At 62.9% G+C, this 24634-nt stretch carries 22 protein-coding genes; 17 read left to right on the forward strand and 5 right to left on the reverse strand.

The window, feature by feature from the left end; all coding sequences use genetic code 11:
• Nucleotides 1-93: 93 nt before the first annotated feature.
• From BLT65_RS22920 to BLT65_RS22930, 3 genes are all read right to left on the reverse strand, one after another.
• Nucleotides 94-3726 (reverse strand): hydantoinase B/oxoprolinase family protein, encoded by a 3633-nt coding sequence (locus tag BLT65_RS22920; protein WP_091781721.1) that lies wholly within the window; start codon nt 3724-3726, stop codon nt 94-96.
• Between the two features lie 71 nt (nt 3727-3797).
• Nucleotides 3798-5096, reverse strand: coding sequence for an MFS transporter (locus BLT65_RS22925; protein ID WP_091781292.1), 1299 nt, complete (start codon nt 5094-5096; stop codon nt 3798-3800).
• A gap of 166 nt (nt 5097-5262) precedes the next feature.
• Nucleotides 5263-6078 carry a putative hydro-lyase gene (locus BLT65_RS22930; protein ID WP_279634475.1) on the reverse strand — a complete coding sequence of 272 codons (816 nt, stop codon included), beginning with the start codon at nt 6076-6078 and terminating at the stop codon, nt 5263-5265.
• 149 nt (nt 6079-6227) lie between these two features.
• Here BLT65_RS22930 and BLT65_RS22935 point away from each other — a divergent pair, with 149 nt between their 5' ends.
• The 10 genes from BLT65_RS22935 to BLT65_RS22980 all read left to right on the forward strand — a co-directional run bounded on the left by BLT65_RS22935 (nt 6228) and on the right by BLT65_RS22980 (nt 15730).
• Nucleotides 6228-7160 (forward strand): LysR family transcriptional regulator, encoded by a 933-nt coding sequence (locus tag BLT65_RS22935; RefSeq protein ID WP_007577479.1) that lies wholly within the window; start codon nt 6228-6230, stop codon nt 7158-7160.
• 217 nt (nt 7161-7377) lie between these two features.
• Complete coding sequence (locus BLT65_RS22940; RefSeq protein ID WP_091781298.1) at nt 7378-8622, forward strand: urea ABC transporter substrate-binding protein; 1245 nt, start codon at nt 7378-7380, stop codon at nt 8620-8622.
• 61 nt (nt 8623-8683) lie between these two features.
• Nucleotides 8684-9565 carry an ABC transporter permease subunit gene (locus BLT65_RS22945; RefSeq protein ID WP_091781301.1) on the forward strand — a complete coding sequence of 294 codons (882 nt, stop codon included), beginning with the start codon at nt 8684-8686 and terminating at the stop codon, nt 9563-9565.
• Complete coding sequence (locus BLT65_RS22950; protein WP_091781304.1) at nt 9562-10656, forward strand: ABC transporter permease subunit; 1095 nt, start codon at nt 9562-9564, stop codon at nt 10654-10656. Before BLT65_RS22945 ends, BLT65_RS22950 begins: the two co-directional genes overlap by 4 nt.
• Entirely contained in the window at nt 10653-11363 is a 711-nt protein-coding gene (locus BLT65_RS22955; protein WP_042305438.1) for an ABC transporter ATP-binding protein, read from the forward strand. The genes BLT65_RS22950 and BLT65_RS22955 overlap by 4 nt, the downstream gene beginning before the upstream one ends.
• The gene (locus tag BLT65_RS22960; RefSeq protein ID WP_091781307.1) at nt 11360-12067 is read left to right on the forward strand and encodes an ABC transporter ATP-binding protein; all 708 of its coding nucleotides are present in this window, start codon (nt 11360-11362) and stop codon (nt 12065-12067) included. The genes BLT65_RS22955 and BLT65_RS22960 overlap by 4 nt, the downstream gene beginning before the upstream one ends.
• Nucleotides 12068-12080: 13 nt before the next feature.
• Nucleotides 12081-13067 carry an acetamidase/formamidase family protein gene (locus BLT65_RS22965; protein ID WP_007740414.1) on the forward strand — a complete coding sequence of 329 codons (987 nt, stop codon included), beginning with the start codon at nt 12081-12083 and terminating at the stop codon, nt 13065-13067.
• Between the two features lie 58 nt (nt 13068-13125).
• Nucleotides 13126-14280: a transporter substrate-binding domain-containing protein gene (locus BLT65_RS22970; RefSeq protein WP_042305441.1), complete on the forward strand. Its 1155-nt coding sequence runs from the start codon at nt 13126-13128 to the stop codon at nt 14278-14280.
• A 1-nt stretch (nt 14281) separates the two neighbouring features.
• The gene (locus tag BLT65_RS22975; protein WP_174485035.1) at nt 14282-14932 is read left to right on the forward strand and encodes an ANTAR domain-containing response regulator; all 651 of its coding nucleotides are present in this window, start codon (nt 14282-14284) and stop codon (nt 14930-14932) included.
• A gap of 33 nt (nt 14933-14965) precedes the next feature.
• Entirely contained in the window at nt 14966-15730 is a 765-nt protein-coding gene (locus BLT65_RS22980) for an SDR family NAD(P)-dependent oxidoreductase (RefSeq protein WP_091781310.1), read from the forward strand.
• Nucleotides 15731-15745: 15 nt separating this feature from the next.
• On the opposite strand, the gene BLT65_RS22985 is transcribed toward BLT65_RS22980, so the two are convergent.
• The gene (locus tag BLT65_RS22985; RefSeq protein ID WP_042305443.1) at nt 15746-16180 is read right to left on the reverse strand and encodes a MarR family winged helix-turn-helix transcriptional regulator; all 435 of its coding nucleotides are present in this window, start codon (nt 16178-16180) and stop codon (nt 15746-15748) included.
• A 160-nt stretch (nt 16181-16340) separates the two neighbouring features.
• Here BLT65_RS22985 and BLT65_RS22990 point away from each other — a divergent pair, with 160 nt between their 5' ends.
• From BLT65_RS22990 to BLT65_RS23020, 7 genes are all read left to right on the forward strand, one after another.
• Nucleotides 16341-17429 carry a substrate-binding domain-containing protein gene (locus BLT65_RS22990; protein ID WP_244186556.1) on the forward strand — a complete coding sequence of 363 codons (1089 nt, stop codon included), beginning with the start codon at nt 16341-16343 and terminating at the stop codon, nt 17427-17429.
• A gap of 205 nt (nt 17430-17634) precedes the next feature.
• The gene (locus BLT65_RS22995; protein WP_091781316.1) at nt 17635-19152 is read left to right on the forward strand and encodes an amidase; all 1518 of its coding nucleotides are present in this window, start codon (nt 17635-17637) and stop codon (nt 19150-19152) included.
• A gap of 40 nt (nt 19153-19192) precedes the next feature.
• Complete coding sequence (locus BLT65_RS23000; RefSeq protein ID WP_042305445.1) at nt 19193-20419, forward strand: urea ABC transporter substrate-binding protein; 1227 nt, start codon at nt 19193-19195, stop codon at nt 20417-20419.
• Between the two features lie 34 nt (nt 20420-20453).
• Nucleotides 20454-21320 carry a branched-chain amino acid ABC transporter permease gene (locus BLT65_RS23005; protein ID WP_091781319.1) on the forward strand — a complete coding sequence of 289 codons (867 nt, stop codon included), beginning with the start codon at nt 20454-20456 and terminating at the stop codon, nt 21318-21320.
• Nucleotides 21320-22441 carry a branched-chain amino acid ABC transporter permease gene (locus tag BLT65_RS23010; RefSeq protein WP_091781322.1) on the forward strand — a complete coding sequence of 374 codons (1122 nt, stop codon included), beginning with the start codon at nt 21320-21322 and terminating at the stop codon, nt 22439-22441. Before BLT65_RS23005 ends, BLT65_RS23010 begins: the two co-directional genes overlap by 1 nt.
• Complete coding sequence (locus BLT65_RS23015; protein ID WP_091781325.1) at nt 22438-23157, forward strand: ATP-binding cassette domain-containing protein; 720 nt, start codon at nt 22438-22440, stop codon at nt 23155-23157. The genes BLT65_RS23010 and BLT65_RS23015 overlap by 4 nt, the downstream gene beginning before the upstream one ends.
• An 11-nt stretch (nt 23158-23168) precedes the next feature.
• The gene (locus tag BLT65_RS23020; protein ID WP_091781328.1) at nt 23169-23873 is read left to right on the forward strand and encodes an ATP-binding cassette domain-containing protein; all 705 of its coding nucleotides are present in this window, start codon (nt 23169-23171) and stop codon (nt 23871-23873) included.
• Here BLT65_RS23020 and BLT65_RS23025 read toward each other — a convergent pair.
• Complete coding sequence (locus BLT65_RS23025) at nt 23870-24616, reverse strand: GntR family transcriptional regulator (RefSeq protein ID WP_091781725.1); 747 nt, start codon at nt 24614-24616, stop codon at nt 23870-23872. The genes BLT65_RS23020 and BLT65_RS23025 overlap by 4 nt on opposite strands.
• Between the last annotated feature and the right edge of the window lie 18 nt (nt 24617-24634).

Raw genomic sequence — 24634 nt, forward strand, 5'->3', positions numbered from 1 at the left:
TCTTCGAAGAAGGGGCGCTGAAGTTCATGCGCCCCTCTTTCTCTTCAGAACGTACCGCGAGCTACGCTGCGCAACGGCTCGCCGCAAGCCACATCAAAGCTGCCCGAATCCACCACCGCCGGGCGTCTCGACCACGAATACGTCACCCGTAGCCATCTCCACACTGGCGATGTGGCCCAGCGCGACGATCTCGCCATCCGCTCGTTCGACGCGATTGCTGCCTTGTCTTCCCGCACCTCCGCCCGCCGCGCCGAATGGCGCGTGAATGCGGTTGTTCGACAGAATCGAGGCCGTCATCGGCGCGAGAAAACGGATGCGCCGGATCGCGCCATTGCCGCCTTTCCACTGTCCGGCACCGCCCGACCCGTTGCGGATCAGATGCGATTCGAGCCGCACGGGATAACGCCATTCGAGCACTTCAGGATCGGTCAGGCGCGAGTTGGTCATATGCGTCTGCACGGCGTCGACGCCATTGAAGCCGTCTCCCGCGCCGCTGCCGCCCGCGATCGTCTCGTAGTACTGGTAGCGCGCATCGCCGAACGTGAAGTTGTTCATCGTGCCCTGGCTCGACGCCACGACGCCGAGCGCGCCATACAGCGCGTTCGTGATCGCAGATGAAGTCTCGACGTTGCCCGACACGACAGCAGCGGGATAGACGGGATTGAGCATCGAACCTTCCGGCACGATCACGGAAAGCGGCTTCAGACAACCGGCGTTGAGTGGAATATCGTCGCCCACCAGCGTGCGGAAAACATAGAGCACGGCCGCCATGCAGACCGCCTTCGGTGCATTGAAGTTGTTCGGCAGTTGCGCAGACGTACACGTGAAATCGACCGTTGCGCTGCGCGTCGAAGTCTCGACATGGATCTTAACGTCGATCACCGCGCCGTTATCGAGCGCGTAGCGATACGCGCCGTCCTTGAGTGCGCCGATCACGCGACGCACCGCTTCTTCCGCGTTGTCCTGCACGTGCTGCATGAACGCGAGCACCACGTCGCGACCGAATTGCGCGACCATGCGGCGCAGTTCGTCCACGCCTTTCTGGTTGGCAGCGACCTGCGCGCGCAGGTCGGCCATGTTTTGCACAATGTTGCGCGCGGGATAGCGGCCGGACGCCAGCAGCGCGCGCGTTTCGGCATCGCGCAACACACCAGCTGAAACAAGCTGCCAGTTGTCGATCAGCACGCCTTCCTCTTCGATATGCGTCGAAGCGGCAGGCATCGAACCGGGCGTGATCCCGCCGATATCCGCATGATGACCGCGCGAACCGACATAAAAGAGCGGCGCTTCGCTGCCGTCGGCAAACACGGGCGTGATGACGGTGACATCGGGAAGATGCGTGCCGCCGTGATACGGGTCGTTGAGCATGAACACATCGCCGTCGCGCATCGTGCCGCGATTGCGTTCGATGACGGTTCGGATGCTTTCGCCCATCGAGCCCAGATGCACGGGCATGTGCGGCGCGTTCGCAATCAGGTTGCCGGCCGCGTCGAAGATCGCGCACGAGAAGTCGAGCCGTTCCTTGATGTTGACCGAGTAGGCGGTGTTCTGCAGGCGCAGCCCCATCTGCTCGGCCACCGACATGAACAGGTTGTTGAAGATTTCGAGCCGCACCGGGTCGGCTTGCGTGCCGATCGAGCGGCGCGTCGGCAGCGCGAGCACGCGCGCCATCACGATGTTGCCGTCGCCCGTAAGCGCAGCCTGCCAGCCAGGTTCGACCACGGTTGTGCCGTTCTTCTCCGCGATGATGGCGGGGCCGTCCAGTTTGTCACCGGCCATCAGCGTGTCGCGCGAATAGAGCAACGCGTCATGCCAGCGGCCGCCCGAGTACATGCGTACCACTGCAGCGGCTGTGGGCGCGTCGCCTTCGGGGCGAACGGCGATGCTGCCTGTCACCGGCTGGGCATCCGAATGACCGATCGCTTCAACGGACGCGAGTTCGACCACGAGCGGCGTGTCCGCCATGAGAAACGCGTAGCGCTGCCGATAGGCGGTTTCGAACGCCTCGCGCATCGACTGCACGCTCCCTGCGTTGACTGCGAGTGCCGAATCGGTGCCCTGATAGCGCAGGTGAACGCGCCGCACGGTAGAAATGCGAGCAGCGTCGACGCCTTGATCGAGCAGCACGCCCGTTGCTTCATCGGCGAGGGCATCGAGTGCTACGTCGACGGTTGCAAGCGACGTGTCGTCGAGCACGATTTCGAGCGCGCGCTCGCGCATCGCGGTCTGATCGGCGAGTCCCATTCCAAACGCCGACAGCACGCCCGCGAGCGGATGTGCGAACACGCTCGTCATCGCGAGCGCATCGGCCACGCCGCAGGCATGCTGGCCGCCTGCGCCGCCGAACGTCGTGAGCACGTATTGCGACACGTCGTGGCCGCGCTGAACTGAAATTTTCTTGATTGCGTTCGCCATGCTGCCGATCGCAATCTCCAGATAGCCTTCGGCGATCTCTTCCGGCGTGCGGCGCTGGCCCGTTGCCGCGCAGATTTCGTCGGCGAGTGCGCGAAAGCGTGTGGCCACCGCTTCGCGGTCGAGCGGCTCATTGGCGTGCGGGCCGAACACATGCGGAAAATAGTCGGGCTGAATCTTGCCGAGCATGACGTTGCAGTCGGTCACCGTCAGCGGACCGCCGCGCCGGTACGCGGCAGGTCCGGGGTTCGCGCCCGCCGAAGCGGGACCGACACGCAGACGCGCGCCGTCGAAGCCGAGTATTGAGCCGCCGCCTGCCGCTACCGTGTGAATGCTCATCATCGGCGCACGCATGCGCACGCCCGCCACTTGCGTTTCGAACACGCGCTCGAACTCGCCGTTGAAGTGCGACACGTCCGTGGACGTGCCCCCCATGTCGAAGCCGATGACGTGCTCGAAGCCCGCCGCCTGCGCGGCGCGCACCATGCCGACGATACCGCCTGCCGGGCCCGAAAGAATCGCGTCCTTGCCCTGGAACAGGTCCGCACGCGTGAGGCCGCCGCTGCTCTGCATGAACTGCAGATTCACGCCGGGCATTTCGCTCGCCACCTGATCGACGTAGCGGCGCAGGATAGGCGACAGATAAGCGTCGACGACGGTGGTATCGCCGCGCGACACCATCTTCATCAGCGGCGATACTTCATGCGAAACCGAGACCTGCGTAAAGCCGATGCGCCGCGCCAGTGCCGCGACTTCGCGCTCATGCGTGGTGTGCCGATAGCCATGAACGAGCACGATGGCGAGCGCGCGAATGCCTGCATCGAAGACCTCGCGCAAGGCTGATTCCGTTGCAGGAAGATCGAGCGGCACGACAACGTCGCCTTGTGCGCTCACGCGTTCGTCGATTTCAATCACGCGCTGATAGAGCGCTTCGGGCAGCGCGATGTCGAGGTCGAACAGACGCGGACGGTTCTGGTACGCGATCCGCAGCACGTCTCGAAAGCCGCGCGTGGTCACAAGCGCGACGGGTTCGCCCTTGCGTTCGAGCAAGGCATTGGTCGCGACGGTCGTGCCCATCTTGACCATCTCGACATCGCTCGGCGTGATCACTTCACCGGCGCGCAAACCGAGCAGATGACGGATGCCCGCAACGGCTGCGTCGCGGTAGTGCTCGGGGTTTTCGGAGAGCAGCTTATGCGTGGTCAGCGAGCCGTCCGGGCGACGCGCAACGATATCGGTGAAGGTGCCGCCGCGGTCGATCCAGAATTGCCAGCGGGACGGCGTGCATGCTTCAGGTACGTGATGTTGGTTCATGGTGCGATGAAAGATAAGGGCGGAATGCAGAGGCGGTTGATCGAACGGGCACGCAATCGGGCGCGCCAGATTCATGCGGATTCGAGTTCGCGTCCACGTGTTTCGGGCAGCGTGAGGGCGGCGATAATCAGCACGCCGTAGGCGGCCACCGCAAAAATCCCGATGCTGGTACCAAGGCCGAACTCTTTCGACAGCGAGCCGATCAGCACGGGAAACAGCGCGCCGATCGCGCGGCCGACGTTGTAGCAGAAGCCCTGTCCCGAGCCACGCACGCGGGTGGGGAAGAGCTCGGTGAGGAACGCGCCCATGCCCGAGAAGATGCCGGAGGCGAAGAAGCCAAGCGGAAAACCGAGCCAGAGCATCGACGTATTCGTGAGCGGCAGCGACGTGTAGGCAAACGCGATGGCCATCGAGCCAACGGCGAACAGAATGAAATTGGGCTTGCGGCCAATGCGGTCCGTCAGCCAGGCGCTCGACAGGTAGCCGATATACGAGCCAACGATGATCATCGCCAGATAGCCGCCCGTGCCCATCACCGTGAGATGGCGTTCCGTCTTGAGGAACGTCGGCAGCCATGTAGTGATCGCGTAATAGCCGCCTTGCGCGCCCGTCGTGAGCAGCGCGGCGCGTAGCGTCGTGGTCAGCAGCTTCGGCGCGAAGATCTCAGTGAAGCGCGGTGTATCGTTGGTGTCGCGCCGGATCGCCTTCGCCTGCTCGAACACTTCGGGTTCCTTTACATAGCGGCGGATCACCAGCACGAGAGCGGCGGGCACGAGGCCGATCAGGAACAGCGCGCGCCACGCGATTTCCGGCGCCATCGCCGAGAAGAGCACGGCGTAGAGCAGGGCGGCCATGCCCCAGCCGAGCGCCCAGCCCGACTGCACGAGGCCCACGGCCTTGCCGCGGTCGCGTGCGCGAATCACCTCGCCGATCAGCACGGCGCCCGCAGTCCATTCACCGCCGAAGCCGAAACCCATCAGCGCACGTGCGGCGAGCAACTGGCCGTAGTTCTGCGCGAGTCCGCATAGACCGGTGAAGACGGCGAACCACAGCACGGTGAGCTGCAGCGTGCGCACGCGGCCGATGCGGTCCGACAATATGCCCGCGATCCAGCCGCCCAACGCCGACGAAAGCAACGTCAGCGTGCCGATGAATCCCGCATCCGCGAGCGTGATGCCCCACGTCGCGACGAGCGTCGGGATGACGAACGAGAGCATCTGCGTGTCCATGCCGTCGAGCATGTAGCCGACCTTGCAGCTCCAGAACGCGCGACGCGCGCGCGGGCCGGCTTCTGCATACCATGAAAGCCGGCTGGCGCCGGCCGCTTCGCTGGGCTCGTCAGCGATTGCCGTGAGTGTCTTGCTGTCCATCTGTTGCTCCTGTTGATCGACGCGTGTGGGACGCTGGGGGCACGTGCGGCGCCGCACGCACGCCTGGAAATGATTCAAAGGAATGAGTCAGCCCCTCTGGTCGGCGCGGCCAGATCTCGTTCAACGAATGGGATGCCCAGCGATGCGGCGCAACGCGCCGCGTTTGTCAGAACACGGCTAGCGACGCGTTCGTGATATCTGTCATCAGCATGTGGCCCGGTGCATGGGCGATGGCGATGGGCAGCTTCGCCGCCATCAGCGCGGTCTGCGGAGTCACGCCGCACGCCCAGTAAACGGGCAGTTCGCCCGCGCGGATCGTCACTGCGTCGCCGAAGTCGGGGCGCGCGAGATCGGCGATGCCAAGCTCCGCAGGGTCGCCGATATGGACGGGCGCGCCATGCACGCCAGGAAAGCGGCTCGTGATCTGCACGGCGCGAATCGCGTCGGCGCCGCGCATCGGGCGCATCGACACCACGAGTTCGCCGCCGAACACGCCCGCGCGCCGGTTGGCGATATGCGTGCGGTACATCGGCACGTTGCGTCCCTCTTCGACGTGGCGCAGCCCGATGCCTTCGAGCGCGAGCATGTGCTCGAACGAAAACGAGCAGCCGATCGCGAACACGACGAAATCGTCCTGCCAGAGCGCTTTGATCGAGTCGACGCGCTCGCTCAGCACGCCGTCGCGATAGACGTTGTAGGCGGGCACATCGGTGCGGATGTCGATATCGCGCCCAAGCACGGGTACGCGGAAGTCGCCCGGTTCACCGACACCCAGCAGCGGGCACGGTTTCGGATTTGCATGGCAGAAGCGCAGGAAATCATGCGCGTGTACGGCGGGCAGGATCGCGAGATTGGCTTGCGCGTACTCGCCGCAATGTCCGGCTGTCGGGCCGCGGAAGTCGCCGTGACGAACGGCCTGGCGGAATTCGGATGGAGTCATGGTCGGGCGGGCTTCTGAATGTTTTCGGTTGGCGGCGCGCATCACATTTCGAATTGCGTACCGTCAGGCAAAGCATAGAAAAGAAGAAAATTTGACGCCAACTAGTTTTCTTTGCTGTCCACGAATAGAATTTCTTAACGAATCCGCGGGTTTTCCCGAGTCACGTCGCTTTTTTTGAAGCGCTTCGCGCCATGAACACTCGCTTTCTCGAAACATTCGTCACGCTCGCAAAATTGCGCAGCTTTCGCACGACGGCAACGGCGCTGCACGCCACGCCCGCTGCGATTTCCCAGCGTCTGAAGGCGCTCGAAGATGAATTGCAGACCGTGCTGGTCGATCGCGACAGCCGCGAGTTTCGCCTTACGCCAAACGGCGACTATCTGCTCGGCTACGCGAAAGCCGTGGTCGAGGCGACGCGCCAGTTGCAGGCGGCCGCGTCCAACGAAGGCGCGATGCGCGGCAAGCTGCGGCTGGGCGTGATCGAAACGGTCGTACACAGCTGGCTTGCCGACTACATGCGCATGCTAGCCACCGACTACCCGCAACTCGAAGTGGATCTCGCGGTGGACGTGAGCGTGGTGCTGCAGCGCCGCCTGATGGCGGGCGAACTCGATCTGATCATTCGCGTGGAGGGCAGCGATGAGGAATCGGTGGTGTGCGACGCGCTTGCCAACTATCCCGTTCACTGGATCGCGCGCGCGGGTCTGTTGCCGTTGTCTCGCAGCGGGCTTGCAAAGCGCGTGTTGCGGCATCCCATCCTGACGTTCGGCCGTGGAACGGCGCCGCATCGGGCGCTCGAAGACATCGTCAGCAAGCTCGCGCTCGCGAATGGCGTGCCGCTCGCCGACACGCGCATCACCGGCTCGCCATCGATTTCGGTGATCGTGCAACTGGTGCGCGACGGCTTTGGCGTCGCGGCCATTCCGCGACTTTTCGTCGACGAGCTGATCGCGCGCGGCGAAGTGGTCGAGTTGCCTTTGCAACCGTCGCCGCCTTCGATCGTGGTGTCGATGTCGCGCCGCTCGGACGCGCCGTTGTTCGTACACGGCGCGGCGAATGCTGCACGTACCGCATGTCACGCGTACTGCGAGCATGGCGACGCACGGCTGATCGAGCGGCTGTAATGCGGCGTTTCCGCGAGCGCGCGGATGGCAGAAGGATTTTTGATCAGCGTTGACAACAGAAAATTCGGCGCTTTAGACTGCATCCATTCCTCGCGGCCCGACAAAGATGTCCGCCCGAGGGTCCGGCACAGAAGCCCCCTGACGAACCGTGTGTTCGTCAGGGGGCTTTTTTTTGTTCGCATTTTCGGGAGTTCGAGCCCATTTCTGGAGAATCCGCATGTTGCTTAAGCCGTCCGGCTGGATGCGTCTGGCCTTCATTGCAGGACTTGCAGTTACTTCGCTTGTCGCGAATATCACGGATGCCGCCGAACCCGTGAAAATCGGCCTGCTCGAAGACGCGTCGGGCAACTTCGCGCTCGCGACCATCCCGAAGATTCACGCCACGCAGCTCGCCGTCGACGAAATCAACGCGAAGGGCGGCATTCTGGGCCGCCCAATCCAGCTCATCGCGTACGACACGCAATCGGACAACACCAAGTTCCAGGAACTCGCGCGGCGCCTGGTTCAGACCGACAAGCCGGACGTGATCTTCGGCGCGTTCTCCAGCGCCTCGCGCGAAGCGATTCGTCCCATCATGGATCGCGCGCATCAACTCTACTGGTACGACAACCAATACGAGGGCGGTGTGTGCGACACCAATACCTTCGTGACAGGTGCCGTGCCGGAGCAGCAATTCTCGACACTGATTCCGTGGATGATGCAGAAGTTCGGCAAGAAGGTGTACACGATCGCCGCCGACTACAACTTCGGGCAGATTTCCGCCGAATGGGTGCGCAACATCGTGAAGGAGAACGGCGGCACGATGGTGGGCGAGGAATTCATCCCGCTGTCGGTATCGCAATTCGGTCAGACGATCCAGAACATCCAGAAGGCCAAGCCCGATTTTGTCGTGACCTTGCTGGTCGGCGCGAATCAGGCGTCGTACTACGAGCAGCAGGCTTCTGCACATCTGAATCTGCCGATGGCGAGTTCGGTGAACGTCGGTCAGGCCTATGAGCACAAGCGCTTCAAACCGCCTGCATTGAAGGACATGTACGTGACGGCGAACTATGTCGAGGAAGTCGACACGCCCGCCAGCAACGACTTCAAGAAGCGCTTCCACGCGAAGTTCCCGAATGAGCCGTACATCAATCAGGAAGCCGCCAACGCCTACGACGCCATCTATCTCTACAAAGCGGCTGCCGAAAAGGCGAAGTCCACCAATCAGGATGCCGTGCGCAAGGCGCTGGAGAGCGGCGACATCTGCACGGAAGGCGCACAGGGCAAAGTCTGCATCGACCCGAAGAGCCATCACGCGAGTCACACGATCTTTCTCGTGCATGTGAAGGACGACCATTCCGTCGATATCCCGAAGGTCTGGGATGACGTGCAGCCGTACTGGCTCGGCAAGGTGGGATGCGATCTGCCGAACAAGCCGGATCATCGTCAGTACACGCCGTCGAATTTGCCGAAGAAGTCGTGACCCGAATGGGCGCGCCCGGATAGTTCGAAGGGCGCGCCCGTTCTCTGAAAGTGGAGCAATCATGGCCACCTTGTCGGTGCTCTATTCGCTGATCTATCAGTTCGGCGACAGCTTTGCGTATCTGGTGCTGGCCGCGCTCGGGCTTGCGGTGATCTTCGGCATGATGGGCGTCATCAATCTCGCGCACGGCGAGTTCATCATGTGCGGTGCGTACGTCACCATCATCACGGCCAAGCACGGCGTACCACTGCCGCTCGCGATGTTGCTCGGCGCACTTGCGGCGGCGCTTGCCGGCGTCGTGATCGAGCGGCTCGTGATTCGTCATCTTTATGACCGCCTGTTCGATTCCGTCGTGGCGACGTGGGCCATCAGCCTGATCGTGCAGCAGACCATGCTGCTCGTCGCCGGTCCGTCGCTCGAAGGCATCGGCACGCCGTTCGGCGCGTTCTCGCTCGGCGAGTATTCGTTCTCGACGTATCGCGCAGTGCTGCCGTTGATCGCGCTTTGCATTCTGTTCGCGCTTTATCTACTGTTCTTCAAGACCGACTACGGTGTCTGTGCGCGCGCGACGATCCAGAATGCCAACATCGCGCAATGCCTCGGTTTGCGCACGGATCGTCTCTACACGCTGACCTTCGCGCTGGGCGCTGGGCTCGCGGGACTCACGGGTGCGCTCTATGCGCCGACCATGACGGCAGTGCCGACGATGGGCAGCAACTTCATCGTGCAGGCGTTTGTCTCGGTGGTCGTCGGGGGCGCGAACGTGATTGCTGGAACGACGCCGGCGGCGGGCGTGCTGGCGATCATCCAGACGGCGCTCACCGCGTCCTACGGTCAGCTGTTCGGGCAGATCGGCCTGCTCGTGACGGTGATCGTCGTGATCCGGTTGATGCCGCAAGGGCTCGGCAATCTGTTCATGCGCTTGCGCCGGGAGGAGACGTGAAGCAATCGGTGAAGCAATCGCAACTGGCTTCGTCAGGTCCGGCACCGCGCGCGCTGCGCTACGTGCCGTGGATCGTGGCGCTGTGTCTGCCGCTCGTCGTGGACTCGACCACGAGCGGCAATCTCGCCTACTGTCTGCTGTGGGCATTCAGCGCGGTCGGGCTCGCCGCGATGTGGGGCTATGGCGGCATCCTGTCGTTCGGGCAGACTGCGTTCTTCGGCCTGGCCGGCTATAGCTACGGCATCTTCACGCTGAACTTCGGCGACACGTGGTTCGATTCGTGGCTCGGCCTCGGCGCGGGCATCGCGGTGAGCGTCGTCGTGGCGGCGTTGATCGGCTACATGATTTTCTTCGGGCGTATCAAGGGCGTGTTCATCGGCATCGTGACGTTATCGGTGACGCTCGTGCTCGAAACCTTCATGGCACAGACGGCTGGGCCGCAATGGGCGATCGGCGAGGCGCGCCTGAACGGCTACAACGGCATGGGCGGCATGCCGCCCCTGACGATACCGTGGCCCGGCGGGCCGCTCACGCTGGAGAACACCAGCTTCTACTACCTGGTGCTGATCCTGCTGATCGCTGTCTACGCATTCATGCGCAAGCTGCTCGACGGGCCCTTCGGTCTCACGCTGATCGCGATTCGCGAGAATCCGCAGCGCGCGGAAATGCTGGGCGTCGATATCCGCCTTCATCAGTTGCTGGTCTTCGTGCTCGGCGGCACACTGGGCGGAGTGTCGGGTGCGCTGTACACGATCTGGGGCTCGTACATCACGCCGTCGACGATGGGTTTGACGGCTGCAGCGATGCCCGTGATCTGGGTCGCCACGTCAGGCAGGAAGAGCATCGGCGGCGCGATCGTCGGCACTGCGCTGCTCGTGTGGCTTTCGCAGAATCTCGCGGTATACGGCAGCCAGTACGCGCTGATCCTGATGGGCGCGATCCTGCTCGTGGTCGTGCTCGGTGCGCCCGAAGGCTTGCTGCCATTCGTGGCAAGGCAGTTGCGGCGCTTCGAGCGTGAGCGCAGCGTTGGCAACGGTCGCAACCGCCCGTGTTTCGACGAACCGCTCAAGCAAGAGGAGGGCAAATCGTGACCGTGCTGCTCGAAACACGCGCGCTCAAGAAGCACTTCGGCGGCGTGCAGGTGATCAACGGTATCGACTTTCAGATCGACGCGGGCGAGATTCGCTGCGTGATCGGACCGAACGGCGCAGGCAAGAGCACGTTCTTCAAGCTCATTACGGGCGAGCATCGGCCGTCCGAAGGCAGCGTGCATTTTCTCGGGCAGGACATGAGCCACGTGCTGCCGCATGAGCGCATCCGCATGGGGATGAGCATCAAGTTTCAGATACCCGGCGTCTTTCCGGATCTGAGCGTGCGGCAGCATCTGCAACTCTCGCTGCATCGCGCGAAGGACGACCGGCCTGGAAGTATCGAAGAACTCTTGCAGCGCTTCTTGCTGGAAAGCGAAGAGCATGTGCTTGCGCGTAACCTGTCGCATGGCAAGAAGCAGTGGCTCGAAATCGCGATGGCCGTGTCGCTGCGGCCGAAGCTGCTGTTTCTCGACGAGCCCGTCGCGGGCATGTCGATCGAGGAAACGCATGCGACGGGCGAACTCATCAAACGGCTTTCCGCATCCGGCCTGACGATGATGGTCGTCGAGCACGACATGACCTTCGTCAAACAGATCGCGACGCGCGTGACGGTGCTGCACGGCGGAAGATTGCTCGCCGATGGCCCGCTCGAAGAGATCCTCGCGCGCGACGATGTCGCCGAAGTGTATCTGGGGAAGAAATCATGAGCGCGCTTCTCGAAGTCGCGGACGTGGCAGCGGGCTATGGCGGTGGGCGCGTGCTCAACGGCGTGTCGTTCGGCATCGGGCGCGGCGAAGTGCTGGCGCTGATCGGACGCAACGGCGTCGGCAAGACCACGCTGATGCGCACGCTCATCGGTCTCGTCAAGCTCGATGCGGGCCATATCGTTCTGGACGGTGCGCCGATCGGTCATGAAAAGCCCTATGTGCGTGCGCGCAAAGGCATCGGCTACGTGCCGCAGGGCCGCGAAATCTTCGGCGCGCTGACGGTCGCGGAGAACCTGCAGGTCGGCGCGCAGGCGAACCCGGACAAGGCGGCGCTGATGCGGGAGAAAGTGGTCGGCTATTTCCCCGTTCTCAAGACACGCTATCGGCAGAAGGCGGGCACGATGAGCGGCGGGGAACAGCAGCAGCTCGCCATCGCGCGGGCGCTCGTCAGCTCGCCGCAGGTGTTGCTGCTCGACGAGCCATCCGAAGGCATCCAGCCTTCCATTGTCGATCTGATCGGCGAGACGCTGCTGACGATCGCGCGTGAGACGGGCATCGGCGTGGTGCTGGTCGAGCAGGACATGGGCATGGTCGAGCGCATCGCGACGCGTTGCTGCGTGATGGACAAAGGCCGCATCGTGGACACGTTGAGCCCGGCGCAACTCGGGGATGAGCAACTGATACGCCAGTATCTGGCACTGTGACGGAGAGCAGAACATGAAATGGCTAGAAGAATCGATCATGATGAAGCGCGGCGTCGGCGCCGATCGCGAACCGGTGGAACACCATTTGACCGAGGAACTGCAGAAGACTTTCCACTACACCATTGGGCCGTATTCGGAGCCCGTGCTGCACGTGAAACCCGGCGATCGGGTGGTGGTGGACACGCGCGACGCGTTCGAAGGCAAGATCAAGAACGAAACGGATAAGCCTTCGGAGGTGCTGAAGGTGCCGTTCCTCAATCCGCAAAACGGCCCCATCATGATCGAGGGCGCGGAGAAGGGCGATGTGGTCGCGGTGTACATCGAAAAGATGTCGCCGCGTGGCGACGACCCGCACGGCTTTTGCTGCATGATCCCGAACTTCGGCGGACTGACGGGCACCGACTACACGGCGCTACTCAACGAGCCTCTGCCGGAGGTGGTGCGCAAGATCAAGATCGACGAAGAGAACGTGTACTGGAGCAAGCGCAACACACTGCCGTACAAGCCGCATATCGGCACGCTCAGTCTGTCGCCCGAACTCGATTCGATCAATTCGCTCACACCGGATTCGCACGGCGGTAATATGGACGTGCCCGACATGGGGCCGGGCAGCATCACCTATCTGCCCGTGCGTTCTCCCGGCGGGCGGCTCTTTATCGGCGACGCGCACGCTTGCCAGGGCGATGGCGAAGTATGCGGCACAGCCGTCGAGTATCAGAGCACGACCACGGTACGGGTCGATCTCATCAAAAAGTGGAAGATCGACTGGCCCCGGCTCGAAAACGAAGACGCGCTGATGAGCATCGGCAGCGCGCGACCGCTCGAAGACGCGACACGTATTGCGTATCGCGAACTCGTGCTGTGGATGGCGGCGGAGTACGGCTTCGACAAGTGGGACGCGTATATGATGCTGAGCCAGGTCGGCAAAGTGCGGCTCGGCAATTTTGTCGATCCAAAATATACGGTCGGCGCGATGGTCGCCAAGCACTACCTCAAGTAAAACGATCTGCCGTGCGGGCATGGTCCCGCACGCAATCATATGGAGAGCGTGTCACGAAATGGCATTGTCCGATCCCATCAGAGTTGGTCTGCTTTGCTCCACGAGCGGCTCGACGGCGCTTCTGGAGCAGTCGCAATGGCGCGGCGCGTGCCTCGCGATGGACGAGATCAACGCGCGCGGCGGCATCGAAGGACGCGAACTCGTTGCGATTCACTACGATCCGGGCTCGGACCCCGCCGTGTTTCGCGAGCTTGCCGAGCGCCTGATCGTGCAGGACGGGGTCAACGTGATCTTCGGCGGCTATACGTCCACGAGCCGCAAGGCGATGCTGCCCGTCGTCGAGAAGCACAACCGGCTGCTGATCTATTCACAGCAGTACGAGGGCTTCGAATACTCGGACAACATCATCTACAGCGGCGCGTCGCCGAACCAGAACGGCGTGCAGCTCGCCGACTTCATGACGCAGACGTTCGGCGCGCGTGTCTACTTCGTCGGCTCTCGCTACGTCTATCCGTACGAATGCAACCGGACCATGCAGGAGCTGCTGCTTCAGCATCCCGAAGGCGCCATCCTCGGCGAGCGCTATCTACCCCTCGAAGCGGACCGCGAGCAGTTCGCGCAGGTCGTCGCGGATATCGCGCGCAAGTCGCCCGACTGGATCTTCTGCACGGTGATCGGCGCGACCGTGCCGTATCTGTACGAGGCCTACGCGCATGCGGGTTTCGATCCCGCGCGGATGCCGATCGGCAGCCTCAACACGTCCGAGACCGAAATTCATGCAATGGAACGCGGCATCGCCGCGGGACATTTCACGGCGGCGCCTTATTTTCAGAGCATCGACACAGCCGAAAATCATCGCGCGGTGCGGCAGCACCAGGCGCGCTTCGGTGTCGATACGCCGACCGACATGAACTGGGAAGCCGCTTACTATCAGATGCATATGTTTGCCGAAGCCTGCACGCGCGCCGGTACGGACGAGATCGGCAAGATCATGCCGCATCTGCTCGGCTCCGAATTCGCGGCGCCGCAAGGCAGGGTACGCATCGATCCCGTCAATCATCACATGGCGCTGTATCCGCGCATTGGCCGCGCGAATGCGGACGGCCAGTTCACCGTGCTGCGCGAATCGAAGTTCGCCGTCGGACCCGACCCGTACATGACGCGCCAGACGCTCGGGGACTGGGTCACGAAGTTGAGCACGCGGGACTACTGACGTGAGCGCGCGCATGGGCCGAGACCAACGCAGCCTCACCAGTTCGATTCTGGAGCGCCATCCGCGCGTGGTCGTGTTCCATCCCGATGATGACGACGGCCAGACCCTCACGAACCATCTCCGGCGCATGGGCTTTCAGGTCGAGCGATGCTGGCCGCCGCTGGAGACGCTGCCCGACAGGACGGATCTGGTGTTCCGTGCGCTGCTGCCCGAGGAGCGCGCGCCGAAAGACGAATGGTCCGGGCCGGATGCGCCGCCCGTCATCTGCGTGGTCGCGTATGAGAACCCGACCTTTATCGATCAGGCCATCAAGATGGGATCGGACGGCATCGTCACGACGCCGATCCGCGCATCGGGCCTGCTGTCGACGGTGGTCATGGCGCTCTATCACGCGCGGCGTTCGCGGCAGCATTTGCAACGCATCGCCAGGCTCGAGCAGAAGCTGCTCGACAGCCGGCATCTGCAGGAAGCAAAGGGCATTCTCATGACGATGCATAGCGTCAGCGAGAACGAAGCGTACGACATGCTGCGCGCCCAGGCGATGGAAAAACGTGTGTCGATCGACGACATCTGTCACTCGGTGATCCAGGCGGGCGAGGTGCTGCAGATCAAGCGCGGCATGATGCCCGAGGATGGGCGCGGCGAAGACTGAGTTCAACCGTAGGTTCAAAAAGGGGCAACCAGCATGGACTTGCAACTGAAGGGACTGAAGGCAATCGTGACGGGCGGGACCAAGGGCATCGGTCTTGCCATTGCGCGCACGCTCGCGCAGGAAGGCGCCGACGTGGCCATCTGCTCGCGCGACGCGGCAGCGGTGACGGCGACGGCGGGCGCGCTCGCGGAACTGGGCGGCGCACGCGCGTCGGGCGCGGCCGTGGATGTCGCGGACGGCAGCGCGCTGAAGGCGTGGGTCGAGCATGTCGCGAAGGACTGGGGCGGGCTGGATATCGTGGTGGCCAACGTGAGCGCGCTCGCTATCGGCAACGATATCGAATCGTGGCGCAAGGAGTTCGAGACCGACCTGCTCGGCACCGTCAATCTCGTCGACGCGGCCATGCCCTGGCTCGAAGCGAGCAAGGCGGCTTCGATCGTCGCGATATCTAGCGTATCGGGACGCGAGATCGATTTCGCCGCCGGCCCTTACGGCGTGTTCAAGGCAGCACTCGTTCACTACATGCAGGGGCTCGCGAATCAGCTCGCGTCCAAAGGCATTCGCGCGAACACGGTATCGCCCGGCAACGTCTATTTCGAAGGCGGTGTGTGGGACTGGATCGAGCATAACGACGCGGCGCTGTTCGAGCGGGCGCTCGCGTTGAATCCGACCGGGCGCATGGCCAAGCCGCAGGAGATCGCGAATGCCGTCGCTTTCATCGCGAGCCCGGCGGCGAGCTTTGTGAGCGGCACCAACTTCGTGGTCGATGGCGCGCTCACGCGCGGCGTGCAACTCTGAAGCGGGCGGGACGCGTCAACGCGGTCCCGACTCCTCGATAAACCGTTCGAGCAAACGCTTCAACTGCTTCGCGTTGCGAGGGCCAAGCGCTTCTTCGATGGCGGCATGATGCGCGTCCACGCCCGGTTGCAGACGGGCTAGCAGCTTGATGCCCCGGTCCGTGATGAAAATCAGCACCTTGCGGCTGTCGTAGTCGTCCGCCGACCGCTGCACCAGGCCGCGGCTCACGAGCTTGTCGACGTTTTTGGTCAGCGCGGGAAGGTTGAGCAGGACCTGAGCGGCGAGTTCGCTCATCGAGTGGCCCGTCTCGTCGGATACGGCATGCAGGATGCGCCAGTGCTCTTCGTTCACGCCTTCTTCGGCGGTCAGCTGGGCGAGACTGAGCTTCATCTGCCGATGCGCGGATGCGATGAGCCAGGCAAGGTATGAGGAGAGGTCTGTGTCCGGCATGGTAGATGCTTTGTGAAAGACGAATAGCTGAATCTTACGCAAATAAACTTTCTGCGGAAAGTATCGGTGCAAGTGTCCTCTGGCGCGTGCGCGCGATGGTGCGCGCACGCCATTCGTTGGTGCATCCCGAATCGTTCGAACCCGCCGCGTCGACCGTTTGATGAAGCCGCGTTCCCGTGCTTGCCGCTCAGGGCAGGAGATGACCATCGCGTTGTGCGTGCCGCTAGGCGGCGCGGCCGGGCTTTGGGGGCCTTGCGCGCTTGCCTCGGCTCAACTCGCCGTGGACGAACTGAATGCGTCGTCGGGCATCACGGGCCGCCCCTGCCGGCTGTTGACGATCAATGCGGGCGACGACGCGCGCGAACTCGACGCCGCCTTGACCGACCTCGTCGGCGACGGTGCAATCGATGCGCTCGTCGGCATGCACACGAGCGCAGTGCGCCTCGATCTGCTCAAAGCCGTGGGCGGACAGATACCGTTTGTCTATACGCCGCTCTATGAAGGCGGCGAGCGCACGCCCGGCGTCTTCGCAATTGGCGAGACCACGCGGCGGCAGCTCCAGCCGGCCATTCACTGGATCAGCACGCAGCGCCGCCCGAAGCGCTGGTTCTTCGTCGGCAACGACTATGTATGGCCTCATGCGACGCATCGGCTCGCTCGACGTTATGTGCTCGACGCGGGCGCCGAGGTGGTCGGCGACATGTATCTGCCGTTCGGCGGAGGCGACTATGGCGAGGTGCTCGATGCGATCCGCAAGCGGCGAGCGGATGCCGTACTGCTGTCCCTGATCGGCCAGGACACCATCGACTTCAATCGTGCCTTCGGTGAGGCCGGGCTCGCAACGCATATCGTGCGGCTGTCGTGCGCGCTCGGCGAAAACGAACTGCTCGGCATCGGCGCGCGCAACACGGCTGAGCTGTATGTGGCCTCGGGTTATTTCGCTTCATTGCGCACCGATGCGAACCTCGCATTCAAGGAGCGGTATCGCGGGCGATACGGCGCACGCGCGCCGACGCTCGACACCTTCGGTCAATCCACTTACGAAGGCATTCATTTTCTCGCGGCGCTGTTCGACGATGCGCGGCGCAGACGTCTGTCCGAGCAGGCGGGGCTCGCGCAACTCGGCATCGCGCCGCTTTCCTATCAAAGCGCCCGCGATTCTGCCTATGCAGGTGGGCGAGTGAACCACGTGCCCATCTATCTGGCGCGGGCCGAGGGCCATCATTTCGAGGTGCTTTCGCCGCTATAGGCGATGCGTGTTTCGTGCCACATCGGGCTTAGTCCAATTTAGTTTCCGTGGAAAATAAATTGTTGACTCGGAAAATATGTGTCCATACCATGGCTCGCAGATCGGGACACATGCAGGTCGATTCGTCCCGTTCATTACGACACGCCTGCATGAAGGCACAACAGCAGGCGGCAGTCCGTCACGAATCCGTTCGAGTGAGGAAGCCATGGCAGTGAAACGTCCCACGCCCGCCCAGCTTGACGAAGTCGCCATCAGTCTCGGCATTCATCTGTCCGAGGCACAGCTCGCTTCGTATCACACGTTGTTGCAGCCGAATTTCGACGCATACGATGTCATCGACGCAATGCCCGATTACGTCCCGCGCGTCACTTACCCACGTACGCCGGGCTATCGCCCTTCAGGCGAAGAGAACCGCTATGGCGCCTGGTACGTCAAGAGCGAAGTGAAGGGCGCGCCCACGGGCAAGCTTGCGGGCAAGACTGTCGCTCTGAAGGACAACGTATGCCTCGCGGGCGTGCCGATGATGAACGGCGCCTCGACACTCGAAGGCTATGTGCCCGATGTCGATGCAACCATCGTGACGCGTCTGCTCGATGCAGGCGCGACCATTGTCGGCAAGGCCACCTGTGAGTACTTCTGCTTCTCGGGCGGCTCGCATACCAGCGCGCCGGCGCCCGTACACAACCCGCGAAAGATGGGCTATTCGGCGGGCGGTTCGTCGTCGGGAAGCGCGGCGCTGGTGGCCGCGGGCGAAGTCGATCTCGCTATCGGCGGCGATCAGGGCGGCTCCATCCGCATGCCTGCGTCGTATTGCGGGATTTACGGCATGAAGCCCACACATGGGCTGGTTCCTTATACGGGTGTCATGCCGATCGAATTGACGATCGACCACACGGGACCGATGACAGCCAACGTGACGGATAACGCGTTGATGCTCGAAGTGCTGGCAGGCCCCGATGGTCTCGATCCGCGCCAGTACGCGGGGCAGACCGCGAAACCCTATTCGGACCTGATGAAGGAAGGTGTGCGCGGACTGAGAATCGGCGTCGTGAAAGAGGGTTTCGGATGGCCGCAATCGCTCGCGGAATCGGATGCCAAGGTGCGCGCCGCAGCCGATCATTTTGCGGAACTGGGCGCGAAGGTCAGCGAGGTCTCGATTCCGATGCATCGCGTGGGCCCGTCGATATGGCTGCCGATCGCCGCCGAGGGCGCCACGCAGCAGATGATGAAGGACAACGGTCACGGCTTCAACTGGAAGGGCCTTTACGTCACGAGCATGGTGGACTATCACGCCGGCTGGCACGAGCGCGCGGACGAACTGTCGGAAACGCTGAAGATCACGATGGTGCTTGGCGAGTACTTTATTCGCCACTATCGCGGGCATTTCTATGCGAAGGCGCAGAACCTGTCACGCCAGCTCACGGCCGCATATGACGCCGCGTTCGCCGACTACGATCTGCTCCTGATGCCGACGCTCCCGCTTACGGCGACGCCGTTGCCCGAGCCGGGCGCGAGCGTCGAGGAAGTCGTCACGCGTGCTTTCGAAATGTTGCCGAACACATGCCCGTTCGATTGCACGGGGCATCCCGCGATGAGCGTGCCGTGCGGCACGGTCGACGGCCTGCCGGTGGGCATGATGCTGATCGGCAAGCATTGGGACGAAGCGACCATTTATCGCGGCGCATACGCATTCGAACAGTCGATCGACTGGATGAAAGTCTGATCTTTGTGATCCTTCTCGCGTCTCTTTCCGGAACCCTTCTATGGACCGACGTGCGTTTCTGAAATCGTCTGCGGCATCGGTAGCCGCTGGAATGGCGGGCTCGTTTCCCTTCATCGCCGAAGCGGCCGACGAGATTCTTGTCGGCGGCATCACGGACCTGTCGGGCGGCCTCGATATCTACGGCAAGCCGATGGCGGACTGCCTCACCATTGCCGTCGAGGAGTGGAATGCGCAGGGCGGCCTGCTCGGCAAGCAGATCAAGCTGCTGAATTACGATCCGCAGTCGAGCATGCAGCTCTATACGCAGTTCGCGCAGCAATCGGCGTTGAAGGACAAGGTCGCGGTGGTGCATGGTGGCATCACGTCCGCTTCGCGCGAAGTCATGCGGCCCGTGCTGGACCGTTATCGCACGCTCTATTTTTACAACACGCAGTACGAAGGCGGCGTATGCGACCGCAATACGTTCTGCACGGGCGTGACACCGGGCCAGACCGTCGCCAAGCTGATTCCCTACGCGATGAAGCAGTGGGGCAAGAAAGTGTATGTCGTTGCAGCCGACTACAACTATGGCCAGATCACCTCGCAATGGGTGAAGAAGTTCGTCCAGGACAACGGTGGGTCGGTACAGTCAATCGACTTCTTCCCGCTCGACGTAACCAATTTCGGCTCGACCATATCGAAGATCGAAGCGGCGAAGCCTGACATGCTCGTGTCGGCGCTCGTCGGTGGCTCGCATATGTCGTTCTACCGGCAATGGGCTGCGGCGGGCTTGCACAAGAAGATTCCGCTGGCGTCGACGACCTTCGCGGGCGGCAACGAGCAGATCGTCCTCTCGCCTGAGGAGTGCGATGGCTTCCTCGTCTCGTACAACTACTTCGAGAACCTCGACAACCCGGTGAACAAGGCGTTCAAGGACCGCTTTCACAAACGTTTCGGCGCGAACTACCCGAACATCACCGAGCTGGCGATGGGTACGTATCAGGGCTTCAACCTCTGGGCGCAGGGCGTGAAGAAGGCAGGCACGCTCGATCGCGTGAAGGTGATCGAGGCGCTGGAATCGGGGATCAGCATCGACGCGCCCAGCGGCAAGGTATCGATCGATCCGGCGACCCATCACTGCGTGCTCAACGTGAGCATCGCGCAGGTGAAGAGTCACAAGCTCGACATCGTTCAGACGTTCCAGAACCAGCCTCCTGTCGATACCAGCGCGGTGTGCAATCTCATCAAGAACCCGCGCGACAACCAGCAATACGTGATCAAGCTTTGAGGCGCGCGCCGCGCCTTCATGGAGAGGAGCTACGATGGATCTTGCCGCGATCGTTGTGATTCAGGTGCTCTACGCCATTGCGAGTCTCGTCGTGATCTCGTCGGGGCTTGCGGTCATCTTCGGCATGATGAAGGTGATCAATCTCGCGCACGGCGAATTCATGATGCTGGGCGCGTATGCGGCTATCGAGGCGATCCGCTTCGGCGTGAATCTGTGGGTTGCGATTCTCGTCGTCGCGCCGCTCGTGGTCGCGCTGATCGGCGTCGTGCTGGAACGGGTCTTCATCCGGCGCCTGTACGGCCGCATGATCGACACGATGCTGGCGACCTGGGGGCTGTCGCTGCTGCTGATCGGTGTCGTCACCTCGATTGCGGGTAATACGACAGCCGGCATTTCCGCGCCGCTGGGCAACTTCGCTATCGGCGGATACTCGGTGAGCAGTTATACGCTCGTCATCATCGCAGTCGCCGTGGTGCTCGGCGTCGCGCTGCGGTGGGTGTTGCTGCATACGTCGCTTGGTCTCATCGCGCGCGGCACGATGCAGAATCCGCAAATGGCCGACGCGCTGGGCATCGCGCCCGGCCGCGTGTATTCGGCGACCTTCGCCATCGGCGCAGCGCTGTCGGGACTCGCGGGCGCGTTGCTCGCGCCGATGACGGGCGTCGTGCCGACCATGGGCGGCGCGTTTATCGCCAAGGCGTTCATCACGGTGATCGGGGGCGGGCCGGCGATCGTTGCGGGACTGGTCAGCTCGTCGATGCTGTTCGGCGCGATCAATCAGGTCGCCACCTTCGCGTCGACGCCCGTGCTCGGCGAGGTCGCGCTGCTCGTTGGCGCGATCGTGATGCTGCGGCTTCTGCCGCGCGGCATCACCGGCCGCTTTTTCAAGGGGGCATTGTGATGACGCCAGTCAACGCGAACCGCACGATTCCCGTTGCCGATGCACTCTCGCGTTTCTCCCGGTCGTGGAAGAGCGCGGCACTCGCGCTCGCGGTCGGCTCGATCATGTTGATCGTGCTGCCGCGCGTACTCGATGACTTCGCGCTCGTGCAGGCAACCGTCTACGCCGTCATGGCGATACTCGCGCTGAGTCTCGGCTTCGTGTGGGGCTTTGGCGGCATACTTTGCTTCGGCCAGTCGGCGTTCTTTGGTCTCGGCGCTTACACGTATGCGATCGCCGTCACCAATATGGGCGACAGCACGGTGCCGTTCATGCTAGCCATCGTGTTGCCTGCGGCCTTTGCGGCGGTACTCGGCTATCTGATCTTCTATGGGCGGCTCTCGGACGTGTACATGGGCGTGATCACGCTCACCGTCACGCTGATTCTCTTCAACCTCGTCAACTCGACGGCCGGACCGGAGTGGAAGATCGGCAATGCGGCGCTCGGTGGTTTCAACGGTATTCCCAACATCGCGCCGCTCAATACGCCGGGCAACATCGACGATGTGATCAGTCCACGCGGACTGTTCGAGCTGTCGCTGGCGGCGCTGCTCGGCGTCTATTTTTTGCTGCGAGTGCTGCTCGCGTTCAAGATGGGGCGGGTAATCGTCGCGAGCAAGGAGAACGAACAGCGTCTGCTGCTGCTCGGCTACGACTCGCGCGTCTACAAGCTGTTGACCTTCGTGCTGGGCGCGGCCATCGCAGGGCTGTCCGGCTGCCTCTTCGCGAACTGGGGCGCGTTCACGAGTCCCACGGTGTTCGGCCTCGCGCAATCCGCGCAGATCATCATCTGGGTCATCGTGGGCGGGTTGGGCACGCTCGTCGGACCCGTGATCGGATGCGTGGCGATCCAGTGGCTCACGACGCAGATCGGCACGCAGCAGACCATCAATTCCAACCTCGTGCTCGGCGCCATTCTCGTCGTGTTCGTGCTGATGGTGCCGAAGGGCATCGTGCCGAGTCTTGGCGAGCTTGGCATGAAGCTCTTTGCCGCGGCCCGGCGCACACGCCGTTCATCGGACGACGCACGCAACGTCGCGCAGGACGATACACATAGCGCATCGCGCGAGGAAGCCGCATGACGCAGCCGCTACTGGAAACACGCAAGCTCAATGTCCGTTTCGGTGGCGTGCATGCGACGCGCGATATCGACTTCACGCTCGCCGAGGCGGAGTTGCGCTGTGTCATCGGGCCGAACGGCGCGGGCAAGAGTACGTTCTTCAAGCTGCTTACGGGTCAGGTCAAGCCGACATCGGGCGAGATCCTGTTTCGCGGCAAGGATATCACCGCGATGCAACCGCATGAGCCGGCGCGTCTGGGCATCGGTATCAAGACGCAGGTGCCGAGCCTCTTCAACGGCCTGTCGGTGTGGGACAACGTGTGGCTGGCGGCACGGCGGGTGAACACACCCTTGCAGACCGAACGCGTGACGCGGGAAGTGCTGGAGCGCGTCGGCCTGCTCTCGCATCGCGACGCGATCACCGGCTTGCTGGCCCACGGCGAGCGCCAGTGGGTCGAACTGGCTGTCGTGATCGCCGCCGACCCGCCGCTGATTCTGCTGGACGAACCCGCAGCGGGCATGAGCGACGCGGAAGTGGCTCGCACGGCTGACCTGATACTCGAGATCAACCGGCGCCATGCCCTCGTCGTGGTGGAACACGACATGAGCTTCATCCGACGCATTGCAAAGAAGGTCACGGTGCTGCATCAAGGCGCGATTATTCGCGAGGACACGCCCGAGCGCATCATGAGCGATCCGTTCATCCAGCAAATCTATCTGGGCAAGAAGCCGCATTGACGGGAGGCGCGATGCTTGAAGCAAACGGCTTGTGTGCGGGCTACGGCGCCATTCCCGTGCTATACGGCGTGACGTTGTCCGTCAGGAGCGGCGAAGCGGTCGGCATTCTCGGGCACAACGGCATGGGCAAGACGACCTTGTTGCGCACGCTGATTGGCGCGCTGCCCGCGACGGCGGGCACCATCCGCTTCAACAACGACGATGTGACCACGCTTGCGCCGCACGCGCGCGCGAAGCGAGGCATGGCGTATGTCCCTCAGGGGCGCGAGATTTTCCCGACGCTGTCTGCCTACGACAACTTGCGGCTCGGCCTCGTGAAGACAGGACGTAAGCCCGAAGCGGCGATCGACGCGCTACTCGAAGATTTTCCGCGTCTTCGGCCTCTGCTGGACCGGGCCGGCGGGGCGCTCTCGGGTGGCGAACAGCAACTGCTCGCACTGGCGCGCGCGCTGGCGGGCGAGCCGTCGATGCTGCTGCTCGATGAACCCACGGAAGGCATCCAGCCTTCGATCATCGAGGAAATCGCTGAGACGCTCGTGTCGTTGCGCGAAAAGCGCGGCCTGACGATCGTGCTCGTCGAACAGAATCTCGACTTCATCGCCGCCGTATCGCAGCGGGTGCTGGTGATCCGGCGCGGACGTATCGGCGATGAAATTCCGCGCGAGCATCTGACCGACCTCGACAAGGTCAGCGAGTACACAGGGGTGCATGCCTAGGCGCTCTTCAGTACATCGAGCGCGGCTGCACACGCGCCTTGCAATTGCTCGCGCATCAGATCCTGAACGTCCGCCGTACGGTTGACGATCGCATCGCGAATCCGCACCGCCTGCTCATACGATGCGCGCATCCGTCCGCCACGTGACATCGCGATACGCCGCAAGCGGCGCACAGGGCCGATCAGTGCGGCATGGTTCTGTTGCAGCGTGCGGTTGTCGGCGATCGTCATCACGATCGTATAGAAGCGATCCAGTGCATCGACATAGCTTGCGGGGTCGTCTGACTCGACGCTCGCCTGCATCGCGCTGATCACGTCATCCAGTTGCGCCGCGCCGAGCGCCGTGATGCGCTCCGACGCAAGCTGCACCGCGAGACATTCGAGCGCGGCGCGCACCGTATAGATCTCTTCGACATCGCGCAGCGACACCGCGCGCACATAAGCCCCCACACGCGGCAGGATCGTCACCAGCCCTTCGCGCTCCAGTTGCGCGAACGCTTCGCGCATCGGCGTGCGGCTGACATTCAGCTGTTTCGCGACCTGCACTTCCGATAGCCGGCTGCCCGGCGCAAGCACTCCCTCGACGATGGCCTCGCGCAACGCGGGTACGACCACGCCGTCGCTCAACGAATCGCCCGTGGTATCCAGCGTGCGCAGCCGCGCGTGATAGCGCGTGGCGATCGACTCCAGAGTAGGCGCATGGCGCGCGGGCGCTTTTTTAGATGCTGTTTTTGCGGTAGGCATTGACACCTCGAAATTCTG

The organism is Paraburkholderia steynii (assembly GCF_900100565.1).
Taxonomy (GTDB): Bacteria; Pseudomonadota; Gammaproteobacteria; order Burkholderiales; family Burkholderiaceae; genus Paraburkholderia; species Paraburkholderia terrae.